This is a genomic window from Pseudarthrobacter sp. PvP004, assembly GCF_017876035.1.
Lineage (GTDB): Bacteria > Actinomycetota > Actinomycetes > Actinomycetales > Micrococcaceae > Arthrobacter > Arthrobacter aurescens_A.
In genome coordinates, this window is record NZ_JAGINL010000001.1 from 4,128,690 (window position 1) to 4,154,535 (window position 25,846).

Sequence of the window (25,846 nt, forward strand, 5' to 3'; positions counted from 1 at the left end):
GGGGGTGGGGGTTACGCGAGGACGCGCAGCTTGGAGCTTTGACGGCCGAACAGTGCGGCGTCGGCGGAGATCCTGCCCGCGCCGGCCAGTGCGAGAGCCAATGCGGCGCCTGCAAACAGCAGCACAAGCTCGTACCCGCCATTACCGACGAATACGCCGGCTGGGGCGTGCACCAGGAAGAGCGCGCCGAGCATGTTGACGGCCAAAAGGGCAGCAAAGACGCGGGTCAGAAGGCCGATGATCAGGGCGATGCCACCCACAAGCTCGAGCGTGGCGACGATCGGGGCCACAGCGGAAGCGCCGGGCACTCCCATCTGCGTGAAAGAGGCTTGCGTGCCGGCGATGGTGAATTCGTTGAACTTCTGCCAACCGTGCGCGGCGAAGAGAAATCCTGCGATAACACGCAGGATGGTCAGGGCTGTGGTGGTCAAGCTGGACTTGTTCATGTCTTCAACCCTTCCGAAATTAAGTTGAAGTGTCAACTAATCATGGCTTTTTATGACCAAAGCCTCAGCTACCGAGGCCGCTTGCGCGGCTTTGCTTGGAGCCACGGCTGGAGGAGCCTGGTGGTGATCGGCAGGAAGATATACGTCATCAAAGGCGTCAGGATGACGATGTTGAGCAGCACCGACAACACCAGTGGCCAGTCCTGGGTCAGGGGGTGCAGTAGGAAATTTGCCAGCAGACTGAGCGGGAAGAAGGGCAGGAAGATGCTGATGGCCTGCTTCCAGCGCGGCGGCACCACTGTTTCGGGCACAACCACCGAGACGTCCCCGGGCCGCGAAAACCATCCTTCGATGCCCGTGTGCCGCTCCACCCGCGTGGTCTCCATCATGTCCCTGGCGCTATCGATCCACCAGCGACGCTCCTCGGAGTCCTCCCACTCCTGCAGTGAATCGGCGTCCGCGAAGCGGTAAAGCATGTGCCATTCAGCGGAGTCCACCCCATTGCGCACCCAGCCGGATCCCAGATATCCAGGCCATTCGCGGGCGAGCTCCTGGCCTGCATGGGCCCAAGCATTGGCCTGCCGGGTATAGCCGGGAAGAATGGTGCGGGCTACGGAAACGGTGACGGGTTGCTCGTGAGACACCGCCCAAATGTACCCGGCCCGCGGCCGACTAGGCTTGTTTAGTGCCTCAAACCACAACCACCACACCCCGCTCCAACGCCCGCGAGATCCTGCGCCTGGCCGTCCCTGCCTTCGGCGCGCTCATTGCCGAGCCGCTGTTCTTGCTGGCTGACTCCGCAATCGTGGGGCACCTGGGCGTCGACCAACTGGCAGGTGTTGGCCTTGCATCCACCATCCTGCACACCGCCGTGGGGCTCATGGTCTTCCTGGCATACTCGACGACGCCGGCAGTCGCCCGGGCGATCGGCGACGGCAAGCTGGGGAAGGCTTTGGCAGCAGGGCGCGACGGCGTCTGGCTGGCACTGCTGCTCGGGCTGGCGCTCGCCGTGGCCGGTTTCGTTGCGGCCGAGCCGTTGGTTGGGTTCATGGGAGCTACTGGCGACGTGCAGCAATTCGCCGTCGATTACCTTCGCTGGTCCATGCCTGGCTTGGCCGCGATGCTCCTTATCTTTGCCGGCACGGGCGTCCTGAGGGGGTTGCAGGACACCCGGACGCCGCTGGTGGTGGCAACTGCGGGCTTCGCCGTCAACATCGCCCTCAACGTGTTCTTCGTGTATGGGTTGAATATGTCCGTGGCTGGCTCCGCGATTGGCACGAGCATTGCACAATGGGCCATGGCCGCCGTCTACTTGGTGATGGTCGGCCGGAATGCGCGGCACCACGGAGTGTCCCTCAAGCCCGACTGGCACGGCGTCCGGGCCATGACCAAGGTGGGTTCGTGGCTCATGCTCCGCACGCTGAGCCTTCGCCTGGCAATCCTCGCAACTGTCCTCGTGGTGACCGCCCAAGGCGCCGTGAACCTTGCGGCACACCAGCTGGCCATGACGATTTTCTCCTTCCTCGCCTTTGCCTTGGATGCGCTGGCCATTGCGGCGCAGGCCCTGATCGGCAAGGAACTCGGCGCCAGGAACGCAGAACGCGTGCGTGAACTGACCCGCACCATGATCCGCTGGGGACTAGGGTTCGGTGTGATCACCGGCGTGCTTCTGGCCATTGCGGCACCCTGGGCCGGATACCTCTTCACCTCCGACGCCGGTGTCCGGTCAGCCCTCACCGTCGCCCTCTGGGTCCTCGCCGTGGGGCAGCCCCTGGCTGGCTACGTGTTCGTCCTGGACGGAGTTCTCATAGGCGCCGGCGACGCACGCTACCTGGCGATTGCCGGCGTCGTAAATTTGGTGGTCTACTTGCCGTTGCTGGTGGTCATCCACCAAACAAAGCCCGACGGCGAGGCGGGGCTCCTTTGGTTGTGGGCGGCGTTTGCGCTGGGCTACATGCTGGCCCGCGGCGTGACTTTGGGGCTGCGCGCGAGGACCGATCGGTGGATGGTGCTCGGTTCGCACTAAACTGGACGGGTGACTCTCCCAGCGACTCCTGCCCAGTCTCCTTCTGCCTCCGCGGCTGAACTCTGGAAACCCGTGCTGATCCGCGCGACGGTTGCACTGTTGTTCGGTGCGGTCACCATCTTTTGGGCTTCGCCATCTGTTCACGTCATGGCGTGGGCTGTGGGGCTGTACCTGCTGGCGACTGCAGCGGCTGTGTGGATGTCCCGCGCATTGCCCGTTGCCGTGCCGGTGGTTGTTGCGCTCGGAGGCATCGGCGCGTTGATCACACAGTCTGACGACGGGGTTGCCCTTTCGGCCATGTTTGCATTGCTGGTGCTGGGCCTCCTTGAGTTCGTCCATGGCCTCCGGAAGCGGGACTCGTTGGCGCGTGACTGGCTCATCTCGGGCGTTATTGCTGTGGGCACTGCGGTGATGCTGCCGTTCTTCACGTCGCTGGGCGCGCATGCACTCTTGGGCGTTGCCGGTGGCGGGGCCATCATTTCCGGTGTGCTGTGGATCCTGTCCGGCCTGACGCTGCGGCACGACGCACGGACCGCTGCCGGAGGCCCGGCCCAAGCTGCTGCGCCCGGCGCTTCGCCTGAGGCCGTAAACTAGGAGTTGGACGTTCTACTCGTTGTAGAACTTTTACTGACCGGCGGACACGAACCGCCATCATTGGAGGAATGACCGTGGCAGACCAGACACCAGGAGAACCGCGCAAGATGCGGACCTCGGTCAAGGGACCCCTCATGTTCTCCGCGTTCTTTGCAGTACTGGCCTTTGTTGCCGTGCTCATTTTCGCGTCCGGCGGAAGCGCACGTGCCCCGCGCTTCGACCTCGCCTTCACTGGCGCCGGCATCGCGTTCATCGTGAGCCTCGTTGTGGCCGCCATGCTGTCCATGAGCCATAAGGAGAACGCCGACCACCTCGGCAAGGGTTCCGGCGTCAACCTCAGCTCCAAGCGTCCCGGCCACGGCGGTCCTGGTGGTCCGGATGACGGGACTGAAACGCCCGACGACGGCCGCTGACTTTCCGGCGCTTCCTCACCTTAGTGGGGGAGCGCCTTTTTTGTGGGGTGTCGGATTTTCTGCGTGACGTGCTGAGCTTGGTGCAGCCCTCCGGTATTACTCGCCCTCGGCGGCCTTTCTTGCCCGATATGCCGCGACGTGGGCGCGGTTGGCGCAGTTGCCGGTGTCGCAGTAGAGCTTTGAGCGGTTGCGGCTGAGGTCCAGAACCACGGCGTCACAGTCGTCCGCGGCGCATACGCGCATGCGCTCCATCTCTTTGCTGCGGATGACGTCGATGATGGCCATGGCAGCTTCAGTGCCCATCCGGTCTGCCAGGGGCGCTTCCGGCGTGGTGGCGTGGAGATGCCAATCCCAGTGATCATGCTTCACGAGCTGGGGGAGCGCCTTGGCGTCGGTGAGCAGCTTGTTGACGGACTTGGCCGCAGTGTCTTCGTCGGCGCTCCAAAGTGCAGCCAGTTCGCTGCGCAGACGCTTAATGCTGTTCAGTTCCGCAGGAGTATTTACCCGTGAGCCAGTGAACTCTTCGGCGTCCAGGAATGAGTCGAGGTCCTCCACCGTGGCCAGGGATTCCTCACCGTTGGCGGCAGTGTTGATGAGATTGACGACGCTACGAAGGGCAACCTCGGTGTCAGGCGCAAAAAGCACTTTGACTCCTTACATGTTTCGGGAGTACTGTCATGACCATAAGCCCACTTTACTCCTGACAGGAGGCTGCTGTGTCAGCTCCAACGACGAAGGCTGATGCAAAGAGTTTCCTGGCATCGGGACTCGGCATCGCACTCTTTTCTTCGGCCGTTTTCGGCACGTCCGGCTCGTTTGCCAAGTCGATGCTGGAGACCGGTTGGTCACCCGGCGCCGCGGTTGCCGTGCGCCTCACTGGTGCCGCACTGATCCTGGCGATTCCCGCCGTCGTGGTTCTTCGCGGCCGCTGGCACCAACTCAAGGACAACTGGCTCACCATCCTGCTGTTCGGGCTCATCGGAGTGGCCGGCTGCCAGCTTTTCTACTTTAATGCTGTGGCCCGCTTGTCCGTGGGCGTAGCACTATTGCTGGAGTACCTGGCTCCCGTGATGATTGTGCTGTGGCTCTGGATTGCCAGCCGACGGCGACCCCGCGCACTCACCGCTGCCGGTGCCCTCTTGTCCTTGGGCGGCCTGGTTCTGGTGCTTGACCTGACCGGCGCCGTGAAGGTCGACTTCATCGGAGTTCTTTGGGGTATGGCCGCCGCCGTCTGCCTGGTGATCTACTTCTTCATTACCGCGAAGGAGAACGACTCTCTGCCTCCACTGGTGCTCGCCTCCGGGGGTCTGTTTGTGGGAGCGCTGGTCATATGGCTCGTGGGCCTGTTGGGACTGCTTCCCATGAGTTTCAGCACCGCCGACACAACGCTTGGGCCGTGGACCACTCCCTGGTGGGTCTCCGCCGTCGGGCTTATCATCCTGGCCACAGTGCTGGCGTACGTTTCCGGAATCATGGCTGCCCGCAGCCTGGGTTCGAAGGTGGCGTCGTTCGTATCCCTGACCGAAGTGCTCTTCGCCGTGATCTGGGCCTGGCTGCTTTTGGGTGAACTCCCCGGGCCAATTCAGCTGCTGGGCGGCCTGCTCATTGTGGGCGGCGTGGTCCTGGTACGCGTCGATGAGCTGCGCGGAGATCGAAAGGCAGACCGGGCATCTCAGGAAGTTACCCGGGTTCTGGATCACCCGAACGACGTCGAGCCCGTCCCCACCGGGCGGGCCGCGAAGGCGCCCCACAACTAAGCACCACAAACAAGGCTTCCGGGCAACCGGGCCGCGGGATACCCGGAGTTGTTCGAGCTCCTCGCCGTACAACGGCAACATGGACGAACAAGGCCGGGTTTCGGCGCCCTTAACAGCGAGAACCCCGGACGCTGCTGCGTCCGGGGTTCTTCCAACTGTCTTAGTTGGAGGCCTGCTGCTGCTGCTCAGCGTTCTTCTGAGCGCGATCGCCGGCTTCGCGAAGTGCGTCGGCAACCTTCTTCAGGTTGGAAGCGTGCTGGCTGTCCCACTCGCCGCGGAACTTGTCAGCGTCCGGGCCCTTCCAGTCGGTGCCGTCAAGTGCGCCCTTGAGCTGTGAACGCTGCTGCTCGATGTTCTCAGCACCGGCCTTCAGCTTGTTACCGAGCTGACGAAGCTGATCAACATCTGCACCCCAAATAGCCATGAGATTCTCCTTCATTTTTTCGGACCCGAGCTCTTCGGCATCCCCAGCGGCCTCCGGCTCATCCGGAAGATCCAATAGCTAAAACCTATCCCGGGAATCCAAAAACCGTCGATGGGCACCCCTCCCCATGGAGCACTGCCCATAGTTAGCATGGGGTTATGTGCCGCAATATCAGGACCCTGCATAACTTCGAACCGCACGCTACGAGCGCCGAAGTGGAGGCCGCTGCCCTGCAATACGTGCGCAAAATCAGCGGATCCACCAAGCCCTCCAAAGCCAATGAGGAAGCTTTCGCGGAGGCTGTCCACGAGATCGCCCATATTACGCAGCATCTCCTGGACTCCTTGGTGAGCCACGGCCCGGCTAAGAATCGTGACGAGGAAGCCGCCAAAGCCAAGGCCCGGGCTGCGGTTCGGTTCGGGACTGCTTGAGCCCCGGCCGCAAATGTAGCTGGCAGTAGTGGTTGTTCTAAAGGGTCAGAACAACCACTACTGCCGGTCAGTTGGGCTTACTTACCGAACGAGCGCAGCCTCAGCGAGTTCGCTACTACCAGCACCGAGCTGGCTGCCATTGCTGCGCCGGCGATCATCGGGTTCAGGAACCCGAGTGCTGCCACCGGGATGCCGATTGCGTTGTAGAAGAACGCCCAGAACAGGTTGGTCTTGATGGTGGACAGGGTCTTGCGGGACAGCTCAATCGCCTGCACCAGCTGACCCAGGTCACTGCCCATCACCGTCAAATCCGAGGCTTCTATCGCCACATCCGTGCCGGATCCCATCGCGATTCCAAGGTCAGACTGTGCCAAGGCCGCGGCGTCGTTCACGCCGTCGCCGGCCATGGCAACCGTCGCACCGGATGCCTGCAGCTTCCTGACCGCCTCAACTTTCCCCTCCGGCAGTACGCCGGCGAACACGTCGTCCGGTGAGATCCCGACGGCGGCAGCCACCTGGGCGGCAACTGCAGCATTGTCGCCGGTCAGCAGGATGGGCCGAATTCCCATTCCCTTGAGCTTCTGTATCGCAGCTGCCGAGCCAGGTTTGATGGTGTCGCTCAGGCTCACGATTCCGGCGGCCTTGCCGTCCACCGCAACCCAGATAGCAGTGGCGCCCCCGTTTTCTTCGGCCGTGAGGGCTTCCCGTTGGCTTGAATCGAGCGGGATGCCGTTCTCCTCCAGCCAGCCCGAGCGTCCGACGACCACCATCTTGGAGGCCCCGTCAACTGCAACGGACCCCCTGACGCCGCCGCCGGGAGCGGAACTGAAGCCGTCAACACCAGGGAGAGTGCCGGCGTCGCGCATGGCGTTCTTCGCCGCGGCCGCAATTGCGTGCGCGATCGGATGCTCTGATGCCGACTCAACCGCTCCGGCCAACGTCAAGACGGTGGCCGGCGAGTAGCCGTTGAGGCCCGTTGTGTGGTCCACAGCGAGCTTGCCACTGGTCACGGTGCCTGTCTTGTCCAGCAGGATGGTGTCCACGTGGCGAGTGTCCTCAAGAACCTGAGGGCCCTTGATGAGGATGCCCAGCTGAGCTCCGCGGCCCGTCCCCGTCAGTAGCCCGACGGGAGTTGCCAGGCCCAGGGCGCAGGGGCAAGCGATGACCAGGACGGCGACGGCGGCGGTGAAGGCTGCGTTGAGGTCGCCCGAGAAGAACAGCCACAGAAGGAACGTGGCCAAGGCGATAACCAGGACAATCGGGACGAAGACAGAGCTGATCCTGTCAGCGAGCCGCGCAATGGGCGCCTTGCCCGTCTGCGCCTGACTGACCAGACGCCCCATCTGGGCGAGCGTAGTGTCGGAGCCCACGCGGGTGGCCCGGACCAGCAGCCGGCCGGAAGTGTTGATGGTAGCGCCCGTCACCAAGCTGCCCGGTCCAACCTCCACCGGCACCGATTCGCCCGTGACAAGTGAGGCGTCGACGGCGGATGCACCGTCCGTGACCACGCCGTCGGTAGCGATCTTTTCGCCCGGGCGGACAACGATGACGTCGTCCACGAGGAGCTGATCCGCGGGAATCTTCTGCTCGACGCCATCCACCAGGATGGTTGCATCCTTGGCGCCCAGATTCAGCAGTGCCTTGAGGGCATTGCCCGCTTTGGCCTTGGCGTTGGCTTCAAGGTAGCGACCCAGAAGCAGGAACGTTGTGACCACCGCAGCGACCTCAAAGTAGAGGCCACCACCGGACATGTTTTCCATGCCGGGGTGTTCGGTCATCCGGGGATCCACAAAGAGTTGCCACGCCGAATAGAGGTAGGCGGCGATGACGCCAATGGAAACGAGCGTGTCCATGGTGGAAGCGAAGTGCCGTGCGTTGATGGCCGCTGCCCGGTGGAAGGGCCAGGCCGCCCAGCTCACCACTGGTAGGGCAAGCGCACCTACAACCCATCCCCAGTTGGCGAACTGCAACGCGGGGATCATGGAGATTGCGAACACGGGGATGGTCAGGAGGGCCGCGACGATCAGGCGGGGGCGCAGTGTAGAGGCTGCTGGGCCGTGAGCCATGTGGTCTTCGTGTGTAGCGTGCTCGCCGTGCTCGCCGTGCTCGCCGTGGTTGGCTTGGGCGGCGAAGTCGGCGCCGTGCTCTGCATGCTCGGTGGTGCCTCCCTTAGACGCATGCTGCCGCACGCCGCCGGCTTCGCCGCGTGGCATCGTTACAGCGGCGCCACGTTCGTGGGTTTGTTTGGTGGAGGTGTGTCCGTGGGCCGCCGGGGCTTGGCGGACGGTGGCTTTGTAGCCGGTGGCATTGACGGTGTCCACGATCTGCTGATCCGTCACTGATGCTGGGACTGTGACGTGGGCTGATTCGAGGGGCAGGTTGACGCTGGCCTCTACACCCTCGAGTTTTCCCAGTTTTCGTTCCACTCGATTGACACACGAGGCGCAGGTCATGCCCTCGATGTCCAGCTCGATGACCCTGTGTGCGGGTTGGTTGAAAGTCTCCTGGCTACTCAAGAGGACTCCTAAGCTTCGTTGGCTACCATCAGGTAGCCGGCTTCTGCCACGGCCTCGCCAATTTCAGACGGCGAGAGCTCCTTGGTTGAGGTGATGGTCACAGTGGACAGGCCACCGGGGTTGAGATCCACTGCCACGTTTTCGACGCCGCTGAGCGATTCGATTTCTTCGCTGACGCTGGAGACACAGTGGCCGCAGGTCATACCCGAAACGTTGACGTTGGTCTGGATGGTCTGGCTCATGGCGTGCTCCTTGGTGATGAGTTGAATGGTGTGGTGGTTGGTGGCGGAGTTACCGCAGCAGGCGCCCGATGGCATCGGTGGCCTCCTTCACTTTGGCGTCGATCTGTTCGGCGCGGGCTTCGGGATTGGGCTCGGAGGCTGCACCCACCACACAGTGGCCGATGTGCTCTTCAACGAGCCCCAGGCTGACCGCATGGAGTGCCTTGGTTGCGGCTGCTACTTGGGTGAGGATGTCGATGCAGTATTTGTCGTCCTCCACCATGCGCGCAATACCTCGGACCTGCCCCTCAATCCGCTTCAAGCGTTTGAGGTACGCGTCCTTGTTGCTGGTGTACCCGTGGGGTGCGGCGTGCTCCAGATCCACCTCGATGATGGGTGCATCCGGATGGCTCATGCTCAGGTCTGGCGTGCTCATAACTCGAAGCTATACCCATAGGGGGTATCACGTCAAGTACCCCCTGGGGGTATATCGCCCGAAGCTCAGCTGCGCACCCGTCGAGTCGCAGGAAGCCAAAGGACTAGACCAAAACGCGACCTAGGTATAGACCAAAACACCTTAAAAGTGGATTCTTGTTTTGCAATGCAAACCTTTTGGTAAATGTGCTTCCGCCCACACCTGCGCGTTCATAGTGTTTGGTCTCATAGCCGCGGAGGGGGAAATCCCGCGGAACCCAACATTTCTCCATGGAGGACACTTGAAACTCGCACGCTCCGCCGCGGCAATAGCCATCGCAGCGCTCGCATTGACCGCTTGCGCTCCGCCCACGTCAAACAATGCAGCCTCCAGCTCGGACGAGCAGACGGGCACTGTCCGCGTTTGGCTCTTCTCCGAGGTCAACCAGGATCCCAAGTCCGCAGTGGTCAAGGAAGCCGTTACTGAATTCGAAGCGGCACACAGTGGTGCCAAGATCGACGTCCAGTACATTCCAGTAGACAGCCGCGCCGAACGCTTCAAGGCCGCGTTCAACGATCCTTCCAGCGCCCCGGACGTGGCCGAGTTCGGCAACACCGACCTCGCCAGCTACGTTGCGTCCGGCGGCTTGGCCGACGTCACCGAGGACATCACGTCCTGGGATGAGGCGAAGGACCTGGACCAGAAGATCCTGGACACCACCGAGATCGATGGCAAGAACTACGGTGTGCCATGGTTCGTCGGCGTTCGTGCCCTCTACTACCGCACTGATCTCCTGCAGCAGCTCGGTCTTGAGGTACCCAAGACCTTGGATGAGATAGAAACCGTTGCCCGCGCCGTTCGCGCAGCAAACCCGGAGCTGCTAGGCATCTCCGTCGGCGGCGCGGCGCAGTTCTCTGCCATGCCGTATCTGTGGGCCAACGGCGGCGAGATCGCTACGAAGGAAGGCGATACGTTCGTTGCCGGCCTGGACTCCGCTGAGTCCCGCGAAGGCGTCGCAGCCTACTCTCGCCTCCTCAAGGACGACATCTGCCCGGCCCAGACCTGCGCGGAGTTCGGCGGCAACGCCAGCGTCCAGCAGTTCATTGCAGGCAAGTCGGCCATGACCATTGGCGGCGACTTCAACTACAAGGCAGTTGCGGCCAGCGCCATTAAGGACAAGTTCGCAGTGGTTCCGGTTCCAGGGAAGACTGCAGGCTCCATCGCGCCGGCCTTCGCCGGCGGCAACAATCTGGGTGTCTTCAACAGCAGCGAACGCCGCACCTTGGCAGCTGACTTCGTGAAGCTCCTGGCCAGCAAGAAGTATCAGCAGAAGATGTTCGATTCCATGGGCAACCTCCCCACGTTCAGCGATGTCCAGAAGTCCGTTGCGGAGAACAACAAGCAGGTTGAACCGTTCATCAACACCCTGGCCGCCGGAACCAAGTTTGTCCCGGTAACTGAGAGCTGGTCCACCATCGATGCCCAGGGTGTCTTCACCGGCATGTACCAGAAGGTGGTCACGGGCAAGGCTGACGTCAACGCCGCAACCACTGAGGCCGCAACGGCAATGAACACGGCATTCGGGTCCAAGTAATGCGCTGCGGCCCATCACAAAGTCCAACAACCAAAGGCGCATCATGACAGCGCTCACCCCGGTTCTGCCTGAGACACCGCAGGGCGGTACGCCAGGCAAAGGCCCGACGACGGCGACCCGCAAGTCCCGGCGTTTTGCCAACGGAAAACGCGGTCTGGAGCCCTGGCTCTATCTTGCCCCTGCCTTCATCGTCCTGATCGCACTGCTCGGCTACCCGATCTTCCAGCTGATCAACGTCTCCCTGTACGACTACCGCCAGGCGCAAGTCAGCGGCAAGGCACCCCTGAATTTTGTGGGTCTGGAGAACTACCAGAAGCTCTTCGCTGATCCGCAGTTCTGGACTGTTCTAGGCAACACGGTGGTCTTCGCCACTGCCTGCGTGGTCTTCACCTTGCTGGTGGGCAGTTCGCTGGCGGTGCTGGCCACCAGGCTGCGCCCGTGGGTCCGTTCGATGCTGTTCGTGGTGTCGCTCGGTGCATGGGCTACCCCGGCCGTCACGGGCAGCGCGGTGTGGTTGTTCCTGTTCGAGCCCACCTTGGGCCTTGTCAACAAGACTCTGGTGGCCATCGGGCTGACGCAGTTCGAGGGCTACTCATGGACCTACGACAAATGGTCGGCTTTCGGACTTGTAGCCAGCGAAGTGGTGTGGTGCTCGTTCCCGTTCGTGCTGGTCACGGTCTACGCAGGCATCCAGGCCATCCCCACGGAGGTCATTGAAGCCGCCAGAATTGATGGCGCTTCCATGCCCCGCATTGCCCGCAGCATCATGCTCCCGATGCTCAGGCCTATCGTGATCGTGGTGACCATCCAATCCATTATTTGGAACTTCAAGATCTTCTCGCAGATCTACATCATGACCAACGGTGGCGGGATCGCCGGCCAGAACCTGGTGCTCAACGTCTACGGCTACCAGCAGGCGTTCGCCGCGAGCCTCTATGGCCTCGGTTCCGCGCTCGGTGTGATCATGACCGCGCTGCTCATGGTCATCACGCTGGTGTACCTCCGGATCCTCAAGAGAACAGGCGAAGCCCTATGACCGCCGTCGACGTTTCATCAGTCCCGCGCCGAACCACTAAAGCCGAGGCTCCGCAGAAGCTGCGCAAGCAGGGCAAGCGTCGCTTCGGGGCGGATGCCGCCGCGATTGTCATCGCGCTGATCGTTGCCTTTCCGCTGTTCTGGATGGTGCTGTCCGCGCTGAAGCCCAAAACAGCGCTCGACGCCGGTGATGCGGCGCCGTACACACTGGAACCGTCGCTGGACTCGTTCGGGCGCGTCCTGGGTGTGAACAATTTTGGCCAGTATTTCCTGAACAGCGTGATCGTGGCGCTGGTGGTTGTGGTGCTTTCCACCATCCTGGCGTTCCTCGCGGCGGTGGCATTGACCCGCTACAACTTCAAGATGCGCACCAAGCTGCTGATCATCATCCTGGTTTCGCAGATGGTGCCTGTGGAAGCCCTGACCATTCCGCTCTTTTTCCTGCTGCGCAATGCCGGTGAGGCCATCCCGTTGGTGGGCCTGAACCAACTGGGCTCGCTGGTGTTGGTCCATGTCGGCTTCAGTATTCCGTTCGCCATCTGGATGCTGCGTGGTTTCGTGGCCGCTGTTCCGCTGGAAGTCGAGGAGGCTGCCCGTTTGGACGGCGCCAGCAGCTTCCGCTTTGTCCGCTCCATCCTGTTCCCTTTGGTGGCGCCGGGTGTGGTGGCATGTTCAGTTTTCTCGTTCATTTCCACGTGGAACGACTTCCTGTTCGCCAAGACCTTCATCATTTCCGCCCAGGAGAATCAGACGCTGCCCATGGCTTTGCTGACGTTCTTCAAGCCCGACCAAAACGATTGGGGAGCCATCATGGCCGGCTCGGTCATCATGACCATTCCAGTGCTGATCTTCTTCGTATCAGTCCAGCGCAAGCTCGTGTCCGGACTGGCCGGGGCGGTGAAGGGATGAGCGCGTTTCACCAATTGATCCCAGCCCCGTGGTCCTTCTCCGCAGGCACGGGCGAGTTGGAGCTCGACGCCGGCACTTCCGTGGGTGCCGACCCTGAACTGCGCGGTCCTCGCCGCTGGCTCAACCATGCTTTGGGCGGAGCTACGGGTTGGGACCTGGCTCCCGCGCCTGCTCGTGAGGCGGGCATCCGCCTCCTGCTGGACCCTTCGCTGGACGCCGAGGCCTACCGCTTGGAGGTGAGTGACGCCGTCGTGATTTCTGCGGGTGGCGCCGCTGGCGCTTTCTACGGCGCGCAGACGCTAGTGCAGTTGTTGGGACCAGCGGCGTTGAGGCAGGCTCCTGTTGTTGCTGTTGAGGGATGGTCGGTTCCCCGTGTGTCTGTGGAGGACAAGCCGCGATTCGGCTACCGCGGGACCATGCTGGATGTCGCGCGGCACTTCATGCCCAAGGACAACGTGCTCCGGTTCATCGAGGTGATGGCCATGCACAAACTCAACGTTCTTCACCTGCACCTCACGGACGATCAGGGCTGGCGGATGCAAATTAACCGCTACCCCAAGCTGACCGAAACTGGTGCGTGGCGCCGGGAGTCGTCGCTTGGTTCCTGGCGCGCAGGAGTATTCGACGGCCGCCCACACGGTGGTTTCTATACGCAGGACGATCTCCGGGAGATCGTGGCGTTCGCCGCGGACCGGCATATCACTGTCATCCCGGAGATCGATGTTCCGGGCCACAGCCAAGCTGCCATCGCGGCGTATCCGGAGCTCGGTGCGGGCCCGGCTGATGGTTCATCTCCTGTGGAGGTATGGACGCGGTGGGGCATCAATGAGACCGTCTTGGAAGTCTCCGAAACCTCGCTGGAGTTCTACCGGAATGTCCTGGACGAGGTGGTGGAGATCTTCCCCTCCCCGTGGATAAGCCTGGGCGGCGACGAAGTGCCACTCACGCAATGGCAGGCGAGTGCCCAAGCACAGGCAAAGGCTGCAGAGTTGGGCTTGGACGACGTTTCCGGCTTGCACAGTTGGTTCGTCGGGCAGCTGGCGTTGCATCTGAAGCACCACGGCCGCGCCACGTCCGTGTGGGACGAGATCGGCGACGGCGGCCTTCCGGACGGTGCGCTTGTGGCGTCCTGGCGCGGGTACGAAGGCGGGATTGACGCCCTGCGCAAGGGCTACGACGTTGTGATGTGCCCTGAGCACAAGCTCTACCTGGACCACCGCCAGGCCGACGGTGACGACGAACCCGTCCCCGTTGGTTTCGTGACCACCTTGCAGGCTGTCTACGAGTTTGAGCCGTTGCCAGGAGTTGAAGGCACGGACTTCCCGGGCAGGCTCCTAGGAGCCCAAGCCAACATCTGGAGCGAGCACTTGGATTCACCGCGCCGCGTGCAGTTCGCAGCGTTCCCGCGCCTCAGCGCCATCTCCGAAGTGTTCTGGTCCAACCCCGCGGGCCGGGACTACGATGAGTTCCTGACCCGACTCACAGGTGCACACTTGGCGCGGCTCGAGGCCATGGGCGTGGAGTATCGGCCTTTGTCCGGTCCCGCGCCATGGCAGCAGCGGCCGGGTGTGGAGGGTTGGAAACGCGATTACGACGCCGAGCAGCTCGTGAGGAACTGAGTGACTACTGAAGGCAAGGATGCCCGCAATTCCTCGGCATCGCTGCGCAAGGCACTGGCTTTGCTGACTGTGGTGGCCGAGGAACCAGGCAATGGTGATGGGCTTGCACTCGTGGAGCTCACCCGCCTCTCCGGTCTCAACAAGAGCACGTTGTTGCGTTTGGCTGCGCCTCTGCTTGAAGAAAACCTGCTGGAGCGTGACCACGAGACAGGCAAGTTCCGCCTGGGCCATGGCTGTTTGCGGCTGGGACAGTCCTACCTGGATCGCGTGGATCTACGCAGCGTGGCCAACGGCGAACTCCGGACTCTCATGCGTGCCACGGAAAGCACTTGCCATTTGGTGGTTCTTTCCGGGCACGACGTTGTCTACCTGGACAAAGTGGAGGACGAAGCCACGGTGCGCATGGCGTCGCGGGTGGGCGCCACCATGCCGGCCTATTGCACTGCAGTTGGGAAGGCCATGCTCGCGTTCAGTCCGGAGGAAGTGGTGGGACCGATCCTGGCAGGAAACTTGGAACCCCTCACGGACAAAACCATCACGGACCCGACACTGCTCCGAGCTGATTTTGAAGCCATCCGGCGGCGCGGGTATTCCATTGATGACCGGGAGAATGAACCGGAGGTTCGCTGCGTTGCCGCCCCGATCTTCGGGCATGACGATCACGTGGTGGCAGCGCTGTCTGTCTCTTCCTTGTCCTCCCGGATGACCGCCAAGCGTGTCCGTGAAGTCGGGCCGATGGCCGCAGAGACAAGCCTCCGGATTTCCGCCAAGCTGGGCTCCCGCCGGGCGTCTGCGAAGTTGGCGAAACTCGCATGAGTATTACTGCATCTGAATACTTTCGCGCGAAGCTGGAGTGCGAGATCGACGTCATGGAAGTGGCAGAGTCAGCGCCCGGCACCTGGATTGTGGTGGATACCCGCCGCCAATCCTCATGGGACCACGGACATATTCCAGGCGCCGTACATATTCCGACCGCACAGATACCGGCCCTCGCGGAGCAACTTGTCCCAGCCGGCTCCCGAGTAGTGGTCTATTCCTGGGGCCCAGGGTGCAACGGCAGCACGTTCGCTGCGCTGGCCTTCGCGGAACTGGGGTATTCGGTGAAGGAAATGATCGGCGGAATCGAGTATTGGATCCGAAACGGGCTCCCCGTTGAGACAGCCGCGGGGCCCGTACAAGGTGCACCGGATGCGCTGGTGACAGCACACACGGCCTGAGCTGAAACGGGGGAATGATGGCTGTTTTCGTACTGATTCACGGTGGTGGTTCCACGGCATGGGACTGGCATCTGGTGAGCCCGCTGCTCGAAGCGTCCGGGCATGGCGTGGTTGCCGTCGACCTGCCCATCGAAGACAAGAACGCCGGGCTTGAGGACTATACCCGCGCCGTGACGGACGCAGTTGGCGATGCCGAGCACACCATCGTGGTGGGGCATTCGCTGGGTGGCTTCACGGCGCCGTTGGTCTGCGACGAACTCCACTCCGACGGCCTGGTGTACCTCTCGGCCATGATTCCGATGCCGGGCGAGACCTTCGGCGACTGGTGGACCAACACGGGGCATGATCGAGAGGCCATCCCCGAAGAGGCGTACTTCAACCTGGTCCCTGAAGTTTTGGCACAGCAGGCCACTGACCGGGAGCGGGACCAGCAAGGCGCCTGGATGTCAGGACCCTGGCCTGGCTGTCATCCGGACGTGCCCACCCTGGCCATCCTGTGCCGTGACGACCAGTTTTTTCCAGCGCCGTTCATGAGGCGGCAGGTACAACAGCGGCTTGGGATCGAGCCCGTGGAAATCCCCGGGGGACACTACGCCACTCTGAGCCACCCGGACGCTGTTGCGGCGGCCCTCAACGATTTTGCCCAGCGGACGGCGCGGGAGCGGTCCTAGCGAACCTGCCAACGTATGGATCGATGCCGACGCACCCAGAGTTCGTTGGCGAAATCCCCAACGGCCCCTACCCGACCGTCTCCAACGCAGCCAGCTCGACGCGGGACGTCAAAGCCAACCGCCACACTCTCGCGGATCCTCGCGGCCTCATCGCATGCGCTTCGCGTTGGTGGCGCCCAGGAAGATGCCGGGAATCCAGAGGAGTGGGTTATCCCCTGGCGGCCAGCGCTAGCCCTTGCAGGGGTCGGCACACAGGTCGCTGCCCTGCCGTAAAAGCTCTTTCGCATCCAAAGTCCGAAAAATCACTCACATGTTACCTAGGTGAACGGCAAAGTCTGGGTAGTTCTAGGACCTCTGCGGGCCAGATTCACACTTCGTAGTTAAAAAAGCGCCATCTGAGGATGATTGCGCCGATCGATGAGCCATTGTTGAACGCGGTAGCTGAGAGTTTGTCCTGAGAAGTGATGAAAGAGAAAATGACTATTAATGACCACATGAATTCTGGCGTATCTCGCAGAACTATCACGAAAATGTCCGCCTGGAGTGTTCCGGTCGTCGTCGCAGCCGTGGCCGCACCAGCGGCAAGCGCTTCTCAGCTTCCTGAGATTGATCTCGCGACAACGATTGGGGATATCCAAGAGGTTCCGCCAATCACAACTTTCGATACAGAGTCAAATGAGGAGGTGCGGGCCTTCTCGGAGTTCACCCAACCACTCACAGCTACTGCAACATTTACCAACAGCTCAGCGGTGATATTGCCCGCCGGTACCCATTTTGCGGTGACTTACATTGGCCAGAATGTTTCAACGAGAACGAATAGAGAGTACACGCCGCTGGCCGGATACGAGGTTGTCGCTTCTTCGCTTCTCGCCAGCGAGTACACCTATACAGGAAGCACGGCCGAAGTCGTTTCATCGACAGGAGGGTCAGATGTCATCAGAATCGTTGAAAACTACACCCTTCTCCGGCCCTTCCTTCCGAGCGAGTCATTTACCGTGACGTTCAGGGTCTACACTCAACCGGTCTCAGACTCTGTGGTGAACCCGAACGGTAAATACTGGTACTACACCTCATTCCGGTCCCGAATTGATCTGGGTGCCAACGCGGGGTTCTACGCAGAAACCGATCTTTCCAACAATGAGGATATCCAGGATGTGAATTGGAAGAATAACCAGTTTGTCATTTACTACCCGTGATGTTCAGTGATTGTCCGGCCTGCTTCCGACGTGTTGTGGTCCCCATTTTTCCGCAGGGGCGGGAACCGCGAAGGGAACCTCGCAGCGCTGGAGCGGGCCGGATTGCGGTTTATCCGTGCATGAGAACTACTCGACGGTTCCACTGCGGCTAGATGGCCTTGAGGCAGCCTGATACTACTCGACGGCAGCAAAGTGTGCACCCTGCAGGAATCCATGCACGTTTGCGGAGGGTTCCCTGTGGCCCGGTCGCAGGCGACCTATTATCCCGAATGAGCAAAGTTTCGCAAAAGCTGCCCAAGATTGCGACACGAATACCAATCCGTTTGTACTACGTTTTCATGGAAGACGTCCCCCAAATTTCCCCGAAAGGGCTCGAAGGAAGATCCCTGGAGCTCCAAAAGTACTGGAATCATGTGAGTCTGCGAACCGGATGGATGCGCGCCTCTGATTGGCTCGTTCCGGAAGTCCAGGCGCTCACCAATATAAAGATCAGGGGCGGCGATCTGCACGCCGCCGTTTCACGACTCGGAGGATCCCGTGCTTACCACGGGGTGGGAATCCGAGAAACGATGCTCGACCTCAGAGCCTTCTGTAATGCCGCCAAAATGGTCCCTGATTACCTCATCATGCTCGCTCTCGTGGAGGGGTGGGCCGCCGAAAATGAACGACTCGAACCTCACCGCCACGGGGGGCGGTCGATGGTCGAAGAAGCGGGCGCGGAGGCCGCCGTCCGGCTAGGGCTAGGCAGCACGGGGACGATGTCAGTAGGCGAGCTTTCACGCCGTCTGGGTGGCAATGTTAGTTTTCGCGAGCCTGCTCCCGAATTTAGGACATTCCATCTGACTGCTGCTGGGATCTTGATCGATGAGATTAGGGGAACCTCATATACTCTTGCCGGGAATGCGCCGAACGGTCCTGTGCTCCTTGTGATTGTGACAGGCAGCATCAAGCTGGCGCTGCAGGGGCGTGTGATCACCGTTACGGATGGTGACGTCGTTTTGATTCACAGCGGCAGGTTCTCGTACTCGACGCTTGCGATGTCACGAGTGGTGCGCGTTTCGTTGACGGGAAGCCGCGCTCACGGTCAGGCATCCCGATCGCAGGTTCTCCCACTTAATGCTCCTGTGAAGATGCTCGTCGCAGTAGTGAATGTTTTGATTTCGCTGGCCCGATCGTCTTCAACGCGCGATCTCACAGATGGGCTCGAGGTGGCTCGGCATACCGCCGGATTGCTTCTTAGGCGCATGCAGGCCAGCTCCGAGGTCTCCGAACTCTTCACGCACGCACTTGAACTTATAGCGCGACGTTACCGGGATCCGGCCTTCACAACAGAGACGTTGGCTAAGGAGCTCGGCGTGAGTGAAAGAACCCTTCATCGGGTCTTCGCGGCCAATGGGCTGCCCCCTGGTCGGGCCCTCCGTTTGAGGCGTCTGAATGAGCTCTCCAGGCTCATACGCCGGAGCAGATCAATCTCCCTTGCAGACGCCGCCCTGCAAACAGGATTCTCCACCTACAATTCCGCATCAATCGCGTTCAAGAAGCACTACGGCATATCCATGGGAGAGGCCCGGTCCAGGGCTTTCAATGAATGATCCCGAATTCAGCAAAGACGGCAAAAGGATCCCGAACTATCTGTTCTCAGAGAAAGTACCGCTGCTGGGCTTCGCCGGCCTGCACGATTTCTGGCCCGCCCCCGCGCTGCCCGAGTACGGCCCCGAACGGTGGCTGCGGACCTGCACGGTCCTGACCACAACCGCCCAGGACGCGTTAGGCCGCGTCCACAACCGGTCGCCGGTCATCATTCCGAAAGACCGCTTCGCGGAATGGCTTGACCCTGACCTGACCGGCTGGTGGACCTCACCAAGTCCTCATTAAGGCAGTACTCAGGGCCTATTTACTCAGGGTCGACGTACTCAGGGTCGATTTCGGCTGGCTTTGCCCGTACAACATCCTGGACGTCAGTGACATCGGACGGCTCGGGAGCAGGCACGAACAATGCAATGGGTGGTGTAGCGGTACTGCAGTCCAGATCGGGAAGAGTAACCACGCTGCTGATCCGCAGTTGCCCTGCCTCGAGGTGTTCCATCCGGAACATCACGCCGGAGGCACTCATCTCATCCGGCACGTCGCCTGTTTCGGACGCCCAACGCACCACGCAACCGCGAACCTCGGCAGTGCCTGCAGCCGGACCTGGCTTGACCTCCATAGGGAGGAAAGGATCGGGTCCCGGGCGGATGTCCGGGCGTCGTTTCTGTGTGACGTCATTCACGGGATGCCTGGAAAGGCGAACGCGGAGGTCCAGGGCAGTGGTCTCCACCAGTTCGGGCAAGGTGAAGTCCGTAATGTTTTGTGCCACAGCCTGGGCCTCGAGGGATTTGCGGGCTGCAATGACCCAGGGGTCGGCTTCTATGGGCGCACTGGGCGGAGTTCCTTGCCATTCAACCGCCGGGTAAGGGGGCGCGGGTCGCTTTTCCTCGCGGCACGCTGATAGGCCGCCAGCTACGGTGACCAGCAGCAGCGACGCAGCGACAGCTTGGAAATGCCGCGGCCGGGATGTCCGTGCATCGCTCATGATCAACCCCTTGTTTGCGTTTTTGCGCCTATCGAATCTACCACGGGCCCCTCAGAGGGAGGACCAGCACGACGGCGGGTGGCAGCTCGACGGCGGGTGGCAAACCGCGGGGGTGGAATGCCGGCCCGAACCGTAATCGGTCCGGGCCGGCCGTCTGGTTCCAGCAGGGTCAGCGCTGTTCCGCTGGGGTGTGGACCACGCAGATGGTGCCGGCGGGAATGTGTGCTGTTCCGCTGACGTCCTCGCCGGAGATCAGGTTGCGTCCACTCGCCGGGTATTCAGCGTCGGCATCCGTGTGGTTGATCAGGAAGGTGAAAGTGCCATCCTCTGAATCGCGTGAAGCAACCTCCAGCCCCGCCGGTGGTTGGACGCCAGGCTCAATTCCTGCCGCCCTCACGGCGTCCAGTACGACGTCGGCGAGGTGGCCGCCGTCGAGCTTTGTGGAAATGTACCAAGCGGTGCCGTCGCCGAATTCGTTCCGCGTAATGGCCGGGCCGGCGGCCGCAGGGCCGTCAACATAGCGGCTCAGCACGTTGGCGGTGTCGGGGTGAATTTCCTCCGACCAAACGGTTCCGGTGGCGCCGTTGCCCATGGTGACGGTTTCGTTCTCACGCAAGGGCAGGAATTCGTGGATCTCCAAACCGAGGACGTCGCGGAGGCCACCGGGGGAGGCGCCTGCTGGGACGGTGTCGTTGGCATCGACGATGCCGGAGAAATAGGACACCATCAGATGTCCGCCGTCGTGGACGTAGCGGCTGATGTTTGCGGCTGCCTTGTCACCCACCAGGTAGAGGGCCGGGGCGAGGACCAGGTCGTAACCGGAGAGGTCGGCTTCGGGGTGGGCGAAGTCCACACTGATCCCGCGGTTCCACAGGACGGAGTAGAAGGATTCGATCCGTTCGCGGTGGTCAAGATCGCTGCTGGGCCGCCATTCAAGATCTTGCGCCCAGAATGATTCCACGTCCCAGAGGATGGCCACGCGAGACTTCACGACGGAGCCCTTCACAGGGGAGAGTTTCCCGAGGTCTTCGCCCAAGTCCATGACCTCCCGCCAGATCCGGGTACCGGTGCCGGCGTGCGGGAGCATGGCGGAGTGAAACTTTTCCGCGCCATAGCGGGATGCGCGGAACTGGAAGAACATGATGGCGTCCGCCCCGCGGGCCAGGTGGGACAGGCTGTTGCGGGCTAATTCGCCCGGCCGTTTGGCGATGTTCCGTCCCTGCCAGTTCACGGCCCCGGTGGAGTGTTCCATCAGCATCCAGGGCCGGTTGCCCGCCAGGGATCGCGTGAGGTCGGCATCCATGGAGAGAAGAACGTGGTTGTCCGTGCGCTGCGCAACCAGGTAGTGGTCGTTCGCAACGATGTCCACTTCCTTGGCCCAGGCCCAGTAGTCAGCTGAAAGGCAGTTGGTGGCCATGAAGTTGGTGGTCACCGGAAGGTGGGGCGTGTACTTTTTGATGACATCGCGCTCGGCAATGAAGCACTGCAGCATGGCGTCCGAGGTGAACCGGCGGAAGTCGAGCCGCTGTGCCTGGTTGCTGACGCTGGCTGAAAGCCTGGGTGCGTCGATCTCATCCCATTCGCCGTACTTCTGCCCCCAGAAAAGGGTGCCCCAGGCCTGGTTCAGGGCGTCCAAGGTGCCATAACGGTGGCGGAGCCAATCGCGGAACGCCAGCACGGACTGCGCGTCGTAGGACTCACTGACCGGTGCGCCGAATTCATTGTGGACGTGCCAAAGAACCAGCGCGGGGTGGGAAGCGTAGCGGCGTGCGAGCTGTTCGGTGATGTTGGTGGCCGCCCGGCGGTATTCCGGCGAGCTGGGGCTGGCCATGCCACGCGATCCGTTGCCCAAGGTGACGCCCTCGCGGGTCACGGGACGCGACTGGGGGTACTTCTTCCAGAACCATGCGGGCGGTGCCGCCGTAGGTGTTCCGAGGTCCACGCTGATGCCGGCATCGGCCAGCAGGTCCATCAAGTCATCAAGCCATTCGAAGTGGTATTCACCTTCGCGTGGTTCGAGCAACACCCAGGAGAAGATGCCGATACTGACCAGGTTGATCCCGGCGTCTTTCATCAGCGCGATGTCTTCCACCCAGACCTCGCGGGGCCATTGCTCGGGGTTGTAATCCCCGCCGTAGCAAAGGCCGGCCGGTCGCTGTACCCAAGGCGCGGGTGCGCCTTGGGTGGCGGGGGCCTGCAGGACGTCTGTCATCGAATGATCTCCTTAGAACTGTGTGCGCTCCCAGTATTATCACAGCCCTCGTTGCCCTGACTAGATGTTATTTAGTGTTGACATGGATCATACGGCTGTGTCTAACTGGAACCGCTCACAGTCATGCGACCCCAGTTCGGATGAGCGGTGAATCCCAGACAGCACAATTCAGCTTTTCGACAAGGAGGACGAAATGCGCAAGTCATTTCGTGCAGGCGCCGTAGCCATGCTCGCAGCGGCCACAATGCTCGCCGCAGGTTGTTCAGGAAGTTCCACGGCAGGCAGCCAAAGCGCGGCCACCAGCGATCCCAACCAGAAAGTGGAACTGACCTACTGGGCTTGGGCCCCCAACCTGGACAAGGTGGTGGAACTCTGGAATGAGAAAAACCCCAACATCCACGTCACCGTGAACAAGCAGGACGGCGGAGACCCGGCCGTCACCAAGCTGCTCACCGCAGTCAAGGCCGGCAGCGGCGCCCCGGACCTGATCCAGGCCGAATACCAGAAGATCCCCACCCTGGTAGCAGCCGATGCGCTCGCCGATCTTTCCGGCACCGTGGCAAACGACACCAAGAGCCACTTCCCCGATGGCGTCTGGAACGATGTGACGCTGGGCGGCGATGCACTGTACTCCGTGCCGCAGGATACCGGCCCCATGGTGTTCTACTACCGCGCGGACATCTTCGAGAAGCTGGGCATTGCTGTTCCTAAAACCTGGGACGAGTACGCGGCGGCAGCAAAGACCGTTCATGCAGCTGACCCCGAGGCCTACCTGGGAACGTTCTCTTCCAACGACGCCGGATGGTTTACCGGCATGGCCCAGCAGGCCGGAGCCTCCTGGTGGGGTGTTGATGGCGACGCCTGGAACGTGAAGATCGCCGAAGAGCCCACAGAAAAGGTGGCTGAATACTGGGGCGGCCTCGTGGAAGAGGGTGTCATCGACAACAAGCCCATGTACACCCCGGAGTGGAACACGGCACTCAACACCGGCAAGCAGGTTGGCTGGCTCAGCGCGGCCTGGGGCCCGGGCGTTCTGGAGGGCAACGCCGGATCCACAGCCGGCACGTGGAAAGTGGCGCCCATGCCGCAGTGGGACGCATCCAAGCCATCCACCGGCAACTGGGGTGGATCTTCCACTGCTGTGACCTCGCAGTCCAAGAACCTCGACGCCGCGGCCAAATTCGCCACGTGGCTGAACACCGATCCCGAAGCCGTAAAGGCCCTGGTTGAGGTGGCCGGCATCTACCCGGCAGACAACGAAGGCGCGAAGTCTGCCCTGACCAAGGCTCCCGCATTCTTCTCCAACCAGCCCGATTTCTACGATGTTGTTGGTGAGGCGGCGCAGAACGTGGGCTCCTTCACCTACGGTCCTAACGTCAACGTGGCCTACAACGCCTACAACGATCAGTTCGCCAAGGCTGCACAGTCCAAGCAGAAGAGTGCCTTCCTGGATGCAGTCAGCAACATGCAGCAGGTCACCGTAGATGACCTGAAGAAGACCGGCTTCACGGTCAAGTAACCGCGCCAAGCAGCAGTTCCAAGCAGCGGTTCAGAGTAGCCGATTCAGCGTGGGAGGGTGTCCGCCGGCGAGACGCCCGGCACCCTCCCGCGCACGCTGATCCCACATCGAATCACCACAGTTCGAACCAGAATCACCACACGTCGATCCACCACAAGGAAGTGCACCCGTGGCAATGACCGTAACCAGGCCCGGTCCGGCGGCCGATACTGCAGCCGGAACCCCGAGGAAGTCGAAGAACTTCAAATCCCGGGTGCTCATCCCCTACGCAATGCTCGCGCCGGGCATCATCCTTTTCCTCGTCTTCATGGCAGCGCCCATCATCTACACCTTGGTGCTCAGCTTCCAGAAGAAGAAGGTCAGCGGACTGGGCCTCGGCAAAGGCTCACAGAGCACGGCCTTCGCCGGTTTGGACAACTACGTCAGCGCCCTGACGGACCCGGAATTCCTTGGCAGCGTCCTGCGGGTCCTCACTTACGGGCTCATCCTCATCCCCCTGATGCTCGGCTTTGCCCTGCTGTTTGCACTCCTGCTGGACTCCCGGCGCACACGTGCCGGTAGTTTCTCCCGCACGGCCATCTTCCTGCCGTATGCAGTACCGGCTGTGATCAGCTCGCTCTTGTGGGGCTTCCTTTACCTCCCCGGCGTCAGCCCGTTCCACTTCCTGGCCAGGCAGTTCGGAATGGAACTGCCTTCGCTGCTGGATCCCAACCTGGTGACGTTCGCCATCTGCAATATCGCCCTCTGGGGTGGCGTCGGCTTCAACATGATCGTTATGTACACCTCGCTGAAGGCCGTTCCCAGCGAAATCTACGAGGCCGCCAAGCTGGACGGCTGCTCTGAAATCCAGACGGCTCTGCGCATCAAGATCCCCATCATCGCGCCATCGCTGGTGATGACCGCACTGTTTTCGATGATCGCCACGCTGCAGGTCTTCGCTGAACCCACCACGCTGCGCCCTCTTGCCAACAGCCTTTCCACGAGCTGGTCCCCGCTGATGCTGGTGTATCGCGATGCCTTCACGCGCAACGATGTCTTTTCCGCGGCTGCCACCAGCATCGTGATTGCCCTGGCAACCTTCATCATTTCGTTCCTGTTCCTGCGCATCGTGCAGAAGCGGGCCTTCGGACAGGAGAACTGACCGTGACTGCCCTCGCCACTTCCCGAAAATCCAACAGAACCAATCCCAAGGCAACCAAGGCGGAGTACGTCAAGGAAAAGCCGAGTTACCTTTCCACCGGAATCCTGATCCTTGGTGCGCTGTACTGCCTGTTCCCCGTGATCTGGGTAGTGGCTGCCGCGAGCAAGGACGGCACTGAGCTGTTTTCCACGTTTACCTTGGCTCCCAGCACTCACCTCTGGGACAACATCGTGGAGCTCACCGAATATCGCGATGGCCTGTTCTGGCGCTGGATGCTCAACACGGCCCTGTACGCGGGCGTCGGAGCCGTCGTGTCCACGTGGGTCTCTGCGCTTTCCGGCTACGTCTTGGCGAAGTTTGATTTCCCGGGCAAGTCCGGTGTCTTCAAGGTCCTGCTCATGGGGGTGCTGGTTCCCGGCGTCATCCTCGCCATCCCGCAATACCTGATGCTGGCCCAAGCCGGCCTCACCAACACCTACTGGTCGGTGCTCTTGCCGCAGATCATCAGCCCGTACGGCATTTACTTGGCGCGGATCTACGCCGCGGCCTCCGTTCCCGGCGATGTCATTGAGGCCGCCCGAACCGAGGGGGCCAGGGAAATGTATATCTTCAACCGCATTGCTGCACCCATGATGTTGCCTGGCCTGGTGACCATTTTCCTGTTCCAGTTCGTGGCCATTTGGAACAACTTCATGCTGCCGTACATCATGCTCGGCGACGACCAATTGTTCCCGGTCACTGTGGGACTTAACGGTCTGTTGAACCAAGGCGCTTCAGCACCCGCCCTGTACACGCTGGTGCTCGCCGGCGCGCTGCTGTCAATCGTGCCGTTGGTGATCATGTTCCTTCTCCTGCAGCGCTATTGGAAGGTGGATCTTGCCGCTGGCGCCGTGAAGGCCTAGCGGTAGGTAGGCTTTG

Annotated in this window: 27 protein-coding genes; 18 read left to right on the plus strand and 9 right to left on the minus strand. The window is 61.6% G+C overall.

All coding sequences use genetic code 11. The features are described from left to right. Nucleotides 1-11: 11 nt before the first annotated feature. Both J3A64_RS18760 and J3A64_RS18765 read right to left on the minus strand, forming a co-directional pair. The gene (locus J3A64_RS18760) at nt 12-446 is read right to left on the minus strand and encodes a DoxX family protein (protein WP_014923279.1); all 435 of its coding nucleotides are present in this window, start codon (nt 444-446) and stop codon (nt 12-14) included. A gap of 68 nt (nt 447-514) precedes the next feature. Next, nucleotides 515-1,090 carry an antibiotic biosynthesis monooxygenase gene (locus tag J3A64_RS18765; protein ID WP_014923278.1) on the minus strand — a complete coding sequence of 192 codons (576 nt, stop codon included), beginning with the start codon at nt 1,088-1,090 and terminating at the stop codon, nt 515-517. Between the two features lie 41 nt (nt 1,091-1,131). On the opposite strand from J3A64_RS18765, the gene J3A64_RS18770 reads away from it, so the two are divergent. From J3A64_RS18770 to J3A64_RS18780, 3 genes are all read left to right on the plus strand, one after another. Further along, the gene (locus J3A64_RS18770; RefSeq protein WP_210065331.1) at nt 1,132-2,472 is read left to right on the plus strand and encodes an MATE family efflux transporter; all 1,341 of its coding nucleotides are present in this window, start codon (nt 1,132-1,134) and stop codon (nt 2,470-2,472) included. Between the two features lie 9 nt (nt 2,473-2,481). Next, nucleotides 2,482-3,066 carry a DUF308 domain-containing protein gene (locus J3A64_RS18775; protein ID WP_210065333.1) on the plus strand — a complete coding sequence of 195 codons (585 nt, stop codon included), beginning with the start codon at nt 2,482-2,484 and terminating at the stop codon, nt 3,064-3,066. Between the two features lie 68 nt (nt 3,067-3,134). Continuing rightward, nucleotides 3,135-3,479 carry a hypothetical protein gene (locus J3A64_RS18780; protein ID WP_014923275.1) on the plus strand — a complete coding sequence of 115 codons (345 nt, stop codon included), beginning with the start codon at nt 3,135-3,137 and terminating at the stop codon, nt 3,477-3,479. A gap of 96 nt (nt 3,480-3,575) precedes the next feature. Here J3A64_RS18780 and J3A64_RS18785 read toward each other — a convergent pair whose 3' ends face one another. Next, complete coding sequence (locus J3A64_RS18785; protein ID WP_011776690.1) at nt 3,576-4,124, minus strand: CGNR zinc finger domain-containing protein; 549 nt, start codon at nt 4,122-4,124, stop codon at nt 3,576-3,578. A 71-nt stretch (nt 4,125-4,195) separates the two neighbouring features. Here J3A64_RS18785 and J3A64_RS18790 point away from each other — a divergent pair, with 71 nt between their 5' ends. Then, entirely contained in the window at nt 4,196-5,236 is a 1,041-nt protein-coding gene (locus J3A64_RS18790) for a DMT family transporter (RefSeq protein ID WP_014923274.1), read from the plus strand. Between the two features lie 160 nt (nt 5,237-5,396). On the opposite strand, the gene J3A64_RS18795 is transcribed toward J3A64_RS18790, so the two are convergent. Beyond that, nucleotides 5,397-5,660 (minus strand): WXG100 family type VII secretion target, encoded by a 264-nt coding sequence (locus J3A64_RS18795; RefSeq protein WP_011776688.1) that lies wholly within the window; start codon nt 5,658-5,660, stop codon nt 5,397-5,399. A gap of 158 nt (nt 5,661-5,818) precedes the next feature. On the opposite strand from J3A64_RS18795, the gene J3A64_RS18800 reads away from it, so the two are divergent. Then, nucleotides 5,819-6,091: a DUF2277 domain-containing protein gene (locus tag J3A64_RS18800; protein ID WP_011776687.1), complete on the plus strand. Its 273-nt coding sequence runs from the start codon at nt 5,819-5,821 to the stop codon at nt 6,089-6,091. Nucleotides 6,092-6,168: 77 nt separating this feature from the next. Here J3A64_RS18800 and J3A64_RS18805 read toward each other — a convergent pair whose 3' ends face one another. Genes J3A64_RS18805 through J3A64_RS18815 form a run of 3 tightly spaced genes read right to left on the minus strand, consistent with a single transcriptional unit; the run spans nt 6,169 to nt 9,264 of the window. Next, a complete protein-coding gene (locus J3A64_RS18805) occupies nt 6,169-8,607 on the minus strand; it encodes a cation-translocating P-type ATPase (RefSeq protein ID WP_210065335.1) in 2,439 nt (812 codons plus the stop codon). Nucleotides 8,608-8,615: 8 nt separating this feature from the next. Beyond that, entirely contained in the window at nt 8,616-8,849 is a 234-nt protein-coding gene (locus J3A64_RS18810; RefSeq protein ID WP_286176398.1) for a heavy-metal-associated domain-containing protein, read from the minus strand. 49 nt (nt 8,850-8,898) lie between these two features. Next, the gene (locus J3A64_RS18815; protein WP_014923270.1) at nt 8,899-9,264 is read right to left on the minus strand and encodes a metal-sensitive transcriptional regulator; all 366 of its coding nucleotides are present in this window, start codon (nt 9,262-9,264) and stop codon (nt 8,899-8,901) included. Nucleotides 9,265-9,544: 280 nt separating this feature from the next. Here J3A64_RS18815 and J3A64_RS18820 point away from each other — a divergent pair, with 280 nt between their 5' ends. The 10 genes from J3A64_RS18820 (at nt 9,545) to J3A64_RS18865 (ending at nt 19,359) form a co-directional block, all read left to right on the plus strand. Beyond that, nucleotides 9,545-10,837, plus strand: a complete 1,293-nt coding sequence (locus tag J3A64_RS18820; protein ID WP_011776684.1) for an extracellular solute-binding protein — start codon at nt 9,545-9,547, stop codon at nt 10,835-10,837. Between the two features lie 43 nt (nt 10,838-10,880). Next, nucleotides 10,881-11,873 carry a carbohydrate ABC transporter permease gene (locus J3A64_RS18825; RefSeq protein WP_011776683.1) on the plus strand — a complete coding sequence of 331 codons (993 nt, stop codon included), beginning with the start codon at nt 10,881-10,883 and terminating at the stop codon, nt 11,871-11,873. Next, on the plus strand, nt 11,870-12,781 hold the full coding sequence (locus tag J3A64_RS18830; RefSeq protein WP_011776682.1) for a carbohydrate ABC transporter permease: 912 nt from the start codon (nt 11,870-11,872) through the stop codon (nt 12,779-12,781). Before J3A64_RS18825 ends, J3A64_RS18830 begins: the two co-directional genes overlap by 4 nt. Next, on the plus strand, nt 12,778-14,400 hold the full coding sequence (locus J3A64_RS18835; RefSeq protein WP_210065339.1) for a beta-N-acetylhexosaminidase: 1,623 nt from the start codon (nt 12,778-12,780) through the stop codon (nt 14,398-14,400). The genes J3A64_RS18830 and J3A64_RS18835 overlap by 4 nt, the downstream gene beginning before the upstream one ends. Further along, a complete protein-coding gene (locus tag J3A64_RS18840) occupies nt 14,401-15,216 on the plus strand; it encodes an IclR family transcriptional regulator (protein ID WP_011776680.1) in 816 nt (271 codons plus the stop codon). It abuts the gene before it with no gap. Then, complete coding sequence (locus J3A64_RS18845; RefSeq protein ID WP_210065341.1) at nt 15,213-15,617, plus strand: rhodanese-like domain-containing protein; 405 nt, start codon at nt 15,213-15,215, stop codon at nt 15,615-15,617. The genes J3A64_RS18840 and J3A64_RS18845 overlap by 4 nt, the downstream gene beginning before the upstream one ends. Nucleotides 15,618-15,634: 17 nt before the next feature. Next, nucleotides 15,635-16,288: an alpha/beta fold hydrolase gene (locus J3A64_RS18850; protein ID WP_210065343.1), complete on the plus strand. Its 654-nt coding sequence runs from the start codon at nt 15,635-15,637 to the stop codon at nt 16,286-16,288. 476 nt (nt 16,289-16,764) lie between these two features. After that, nucleotides 16,765-17,484 (plus strand): hypothetical protein, encoded by a 720-nt coding sequence (locus tag J3A64_RS18855; protein ID WP_210065345.1) that lies wholly within the window; start codon nt 16,765-16,767, stop codon nt 17,482-17,484. Between the two features lie 269 nt (nt 17,485-17,753). Continuing rightward, nucleotides 17,754-19,076 carry a helix-turn-helix domain-containing protein gene (locus J3A64_RS18860; protein WP_286176399.1) on the plus strand — a complete coding sequence of 441 codons (1,323 nt, stop codon included), beginning with the start codon at nt 17,754-17,756 and terminating at the stop codon, nt 19,074-19,076. Next, nucleotides 19,069-19,359, plus strand: a complete 291-nt coding sequence (locus tag J3A64_RS18865; protein ID WP_210065349.1) for an SOS response-associated peptidase family protein — start codon at nt 19,069-19,071, stop codon at nt 19,357-19,359. The genes J3A64_RS18860 and J3A64_RS18865 overlap by 8 nt, the downstream gene beginning before the upstream one ends. Nucleotides 19,360-19,378: 19 nt before the next feature. Here the strand turns inward: J3A64_RS18865 and J3A64_RS18870 are convergent, their stop codons facing one another. Continuing rightward, nucleotides 19,379-20,056, minus strand: a complete 678-nt coding sequence (locus tag J3A64_RS18870; RefSeq protein WP_011776675.1) for a hypothetical protein — start codon at nt 20,054-20,056, stop codon at nt 19,379-19,381. A 169-nt stretch (nt 20,057-20,225) separates the two neighbouring features. Next, a complete protein-coding gene (locus tag J3A64_RS18875) occupies nt 20,226-22,268 on the minus strand; it encodes a beta-galactosidase (RefSeq protein ID WP_210065350.1) in 2,043 nt (680 codons plus the stop codon). Between the two features lie 193 nt (nt 22,269-22,461). On the opposite strand from J3A64_RS18875, the gene J3A64_RS18880 reads away from it, so the two are divergent. The 3 genes from J3A64_RS18880 (at nt 22,462) to J3A64_RS18890 (ending at nt 25,830) form a co-directional block, all read left to right on the plus strand. Next, entirely contained in the window at nt 22,462-23,787 is a 1,326-nt protein-coding gene (locus J3A64_RS18880; protein ID WP_210065352.1) for an ABC transporter substrate-binding protein, read from the plus strand. Nucleotides 23,788-23,962: 175 nt separating this feature from the next. Then, nucleotides 23,963-24,928, plus strand: coding sequence for a carbohydrate ABC transporter permease (locus tag J3A64_RS18885; protein WP_011776672.1), 966 nt, complete (start codon nt 23,963-23,965; stop codon nt 24,926-24,928). A 2-nt stretch (nt 24,929-24,930) separates the two neighbouring features. Continuing rightward, nucleotides 24,931-25,830 (plus strand): carbohydrate ABC transporter permease, encoded by a 900-nt coding sequence (locus J3A64_RS18890; protein WP_210065354.1) that lies wholly within the window; start codon nt 24,931-24,933, stop codon nt 25,828-25,830. Nucleotides 25,831-25,846 lie beyond the last annotated feature (16 nt).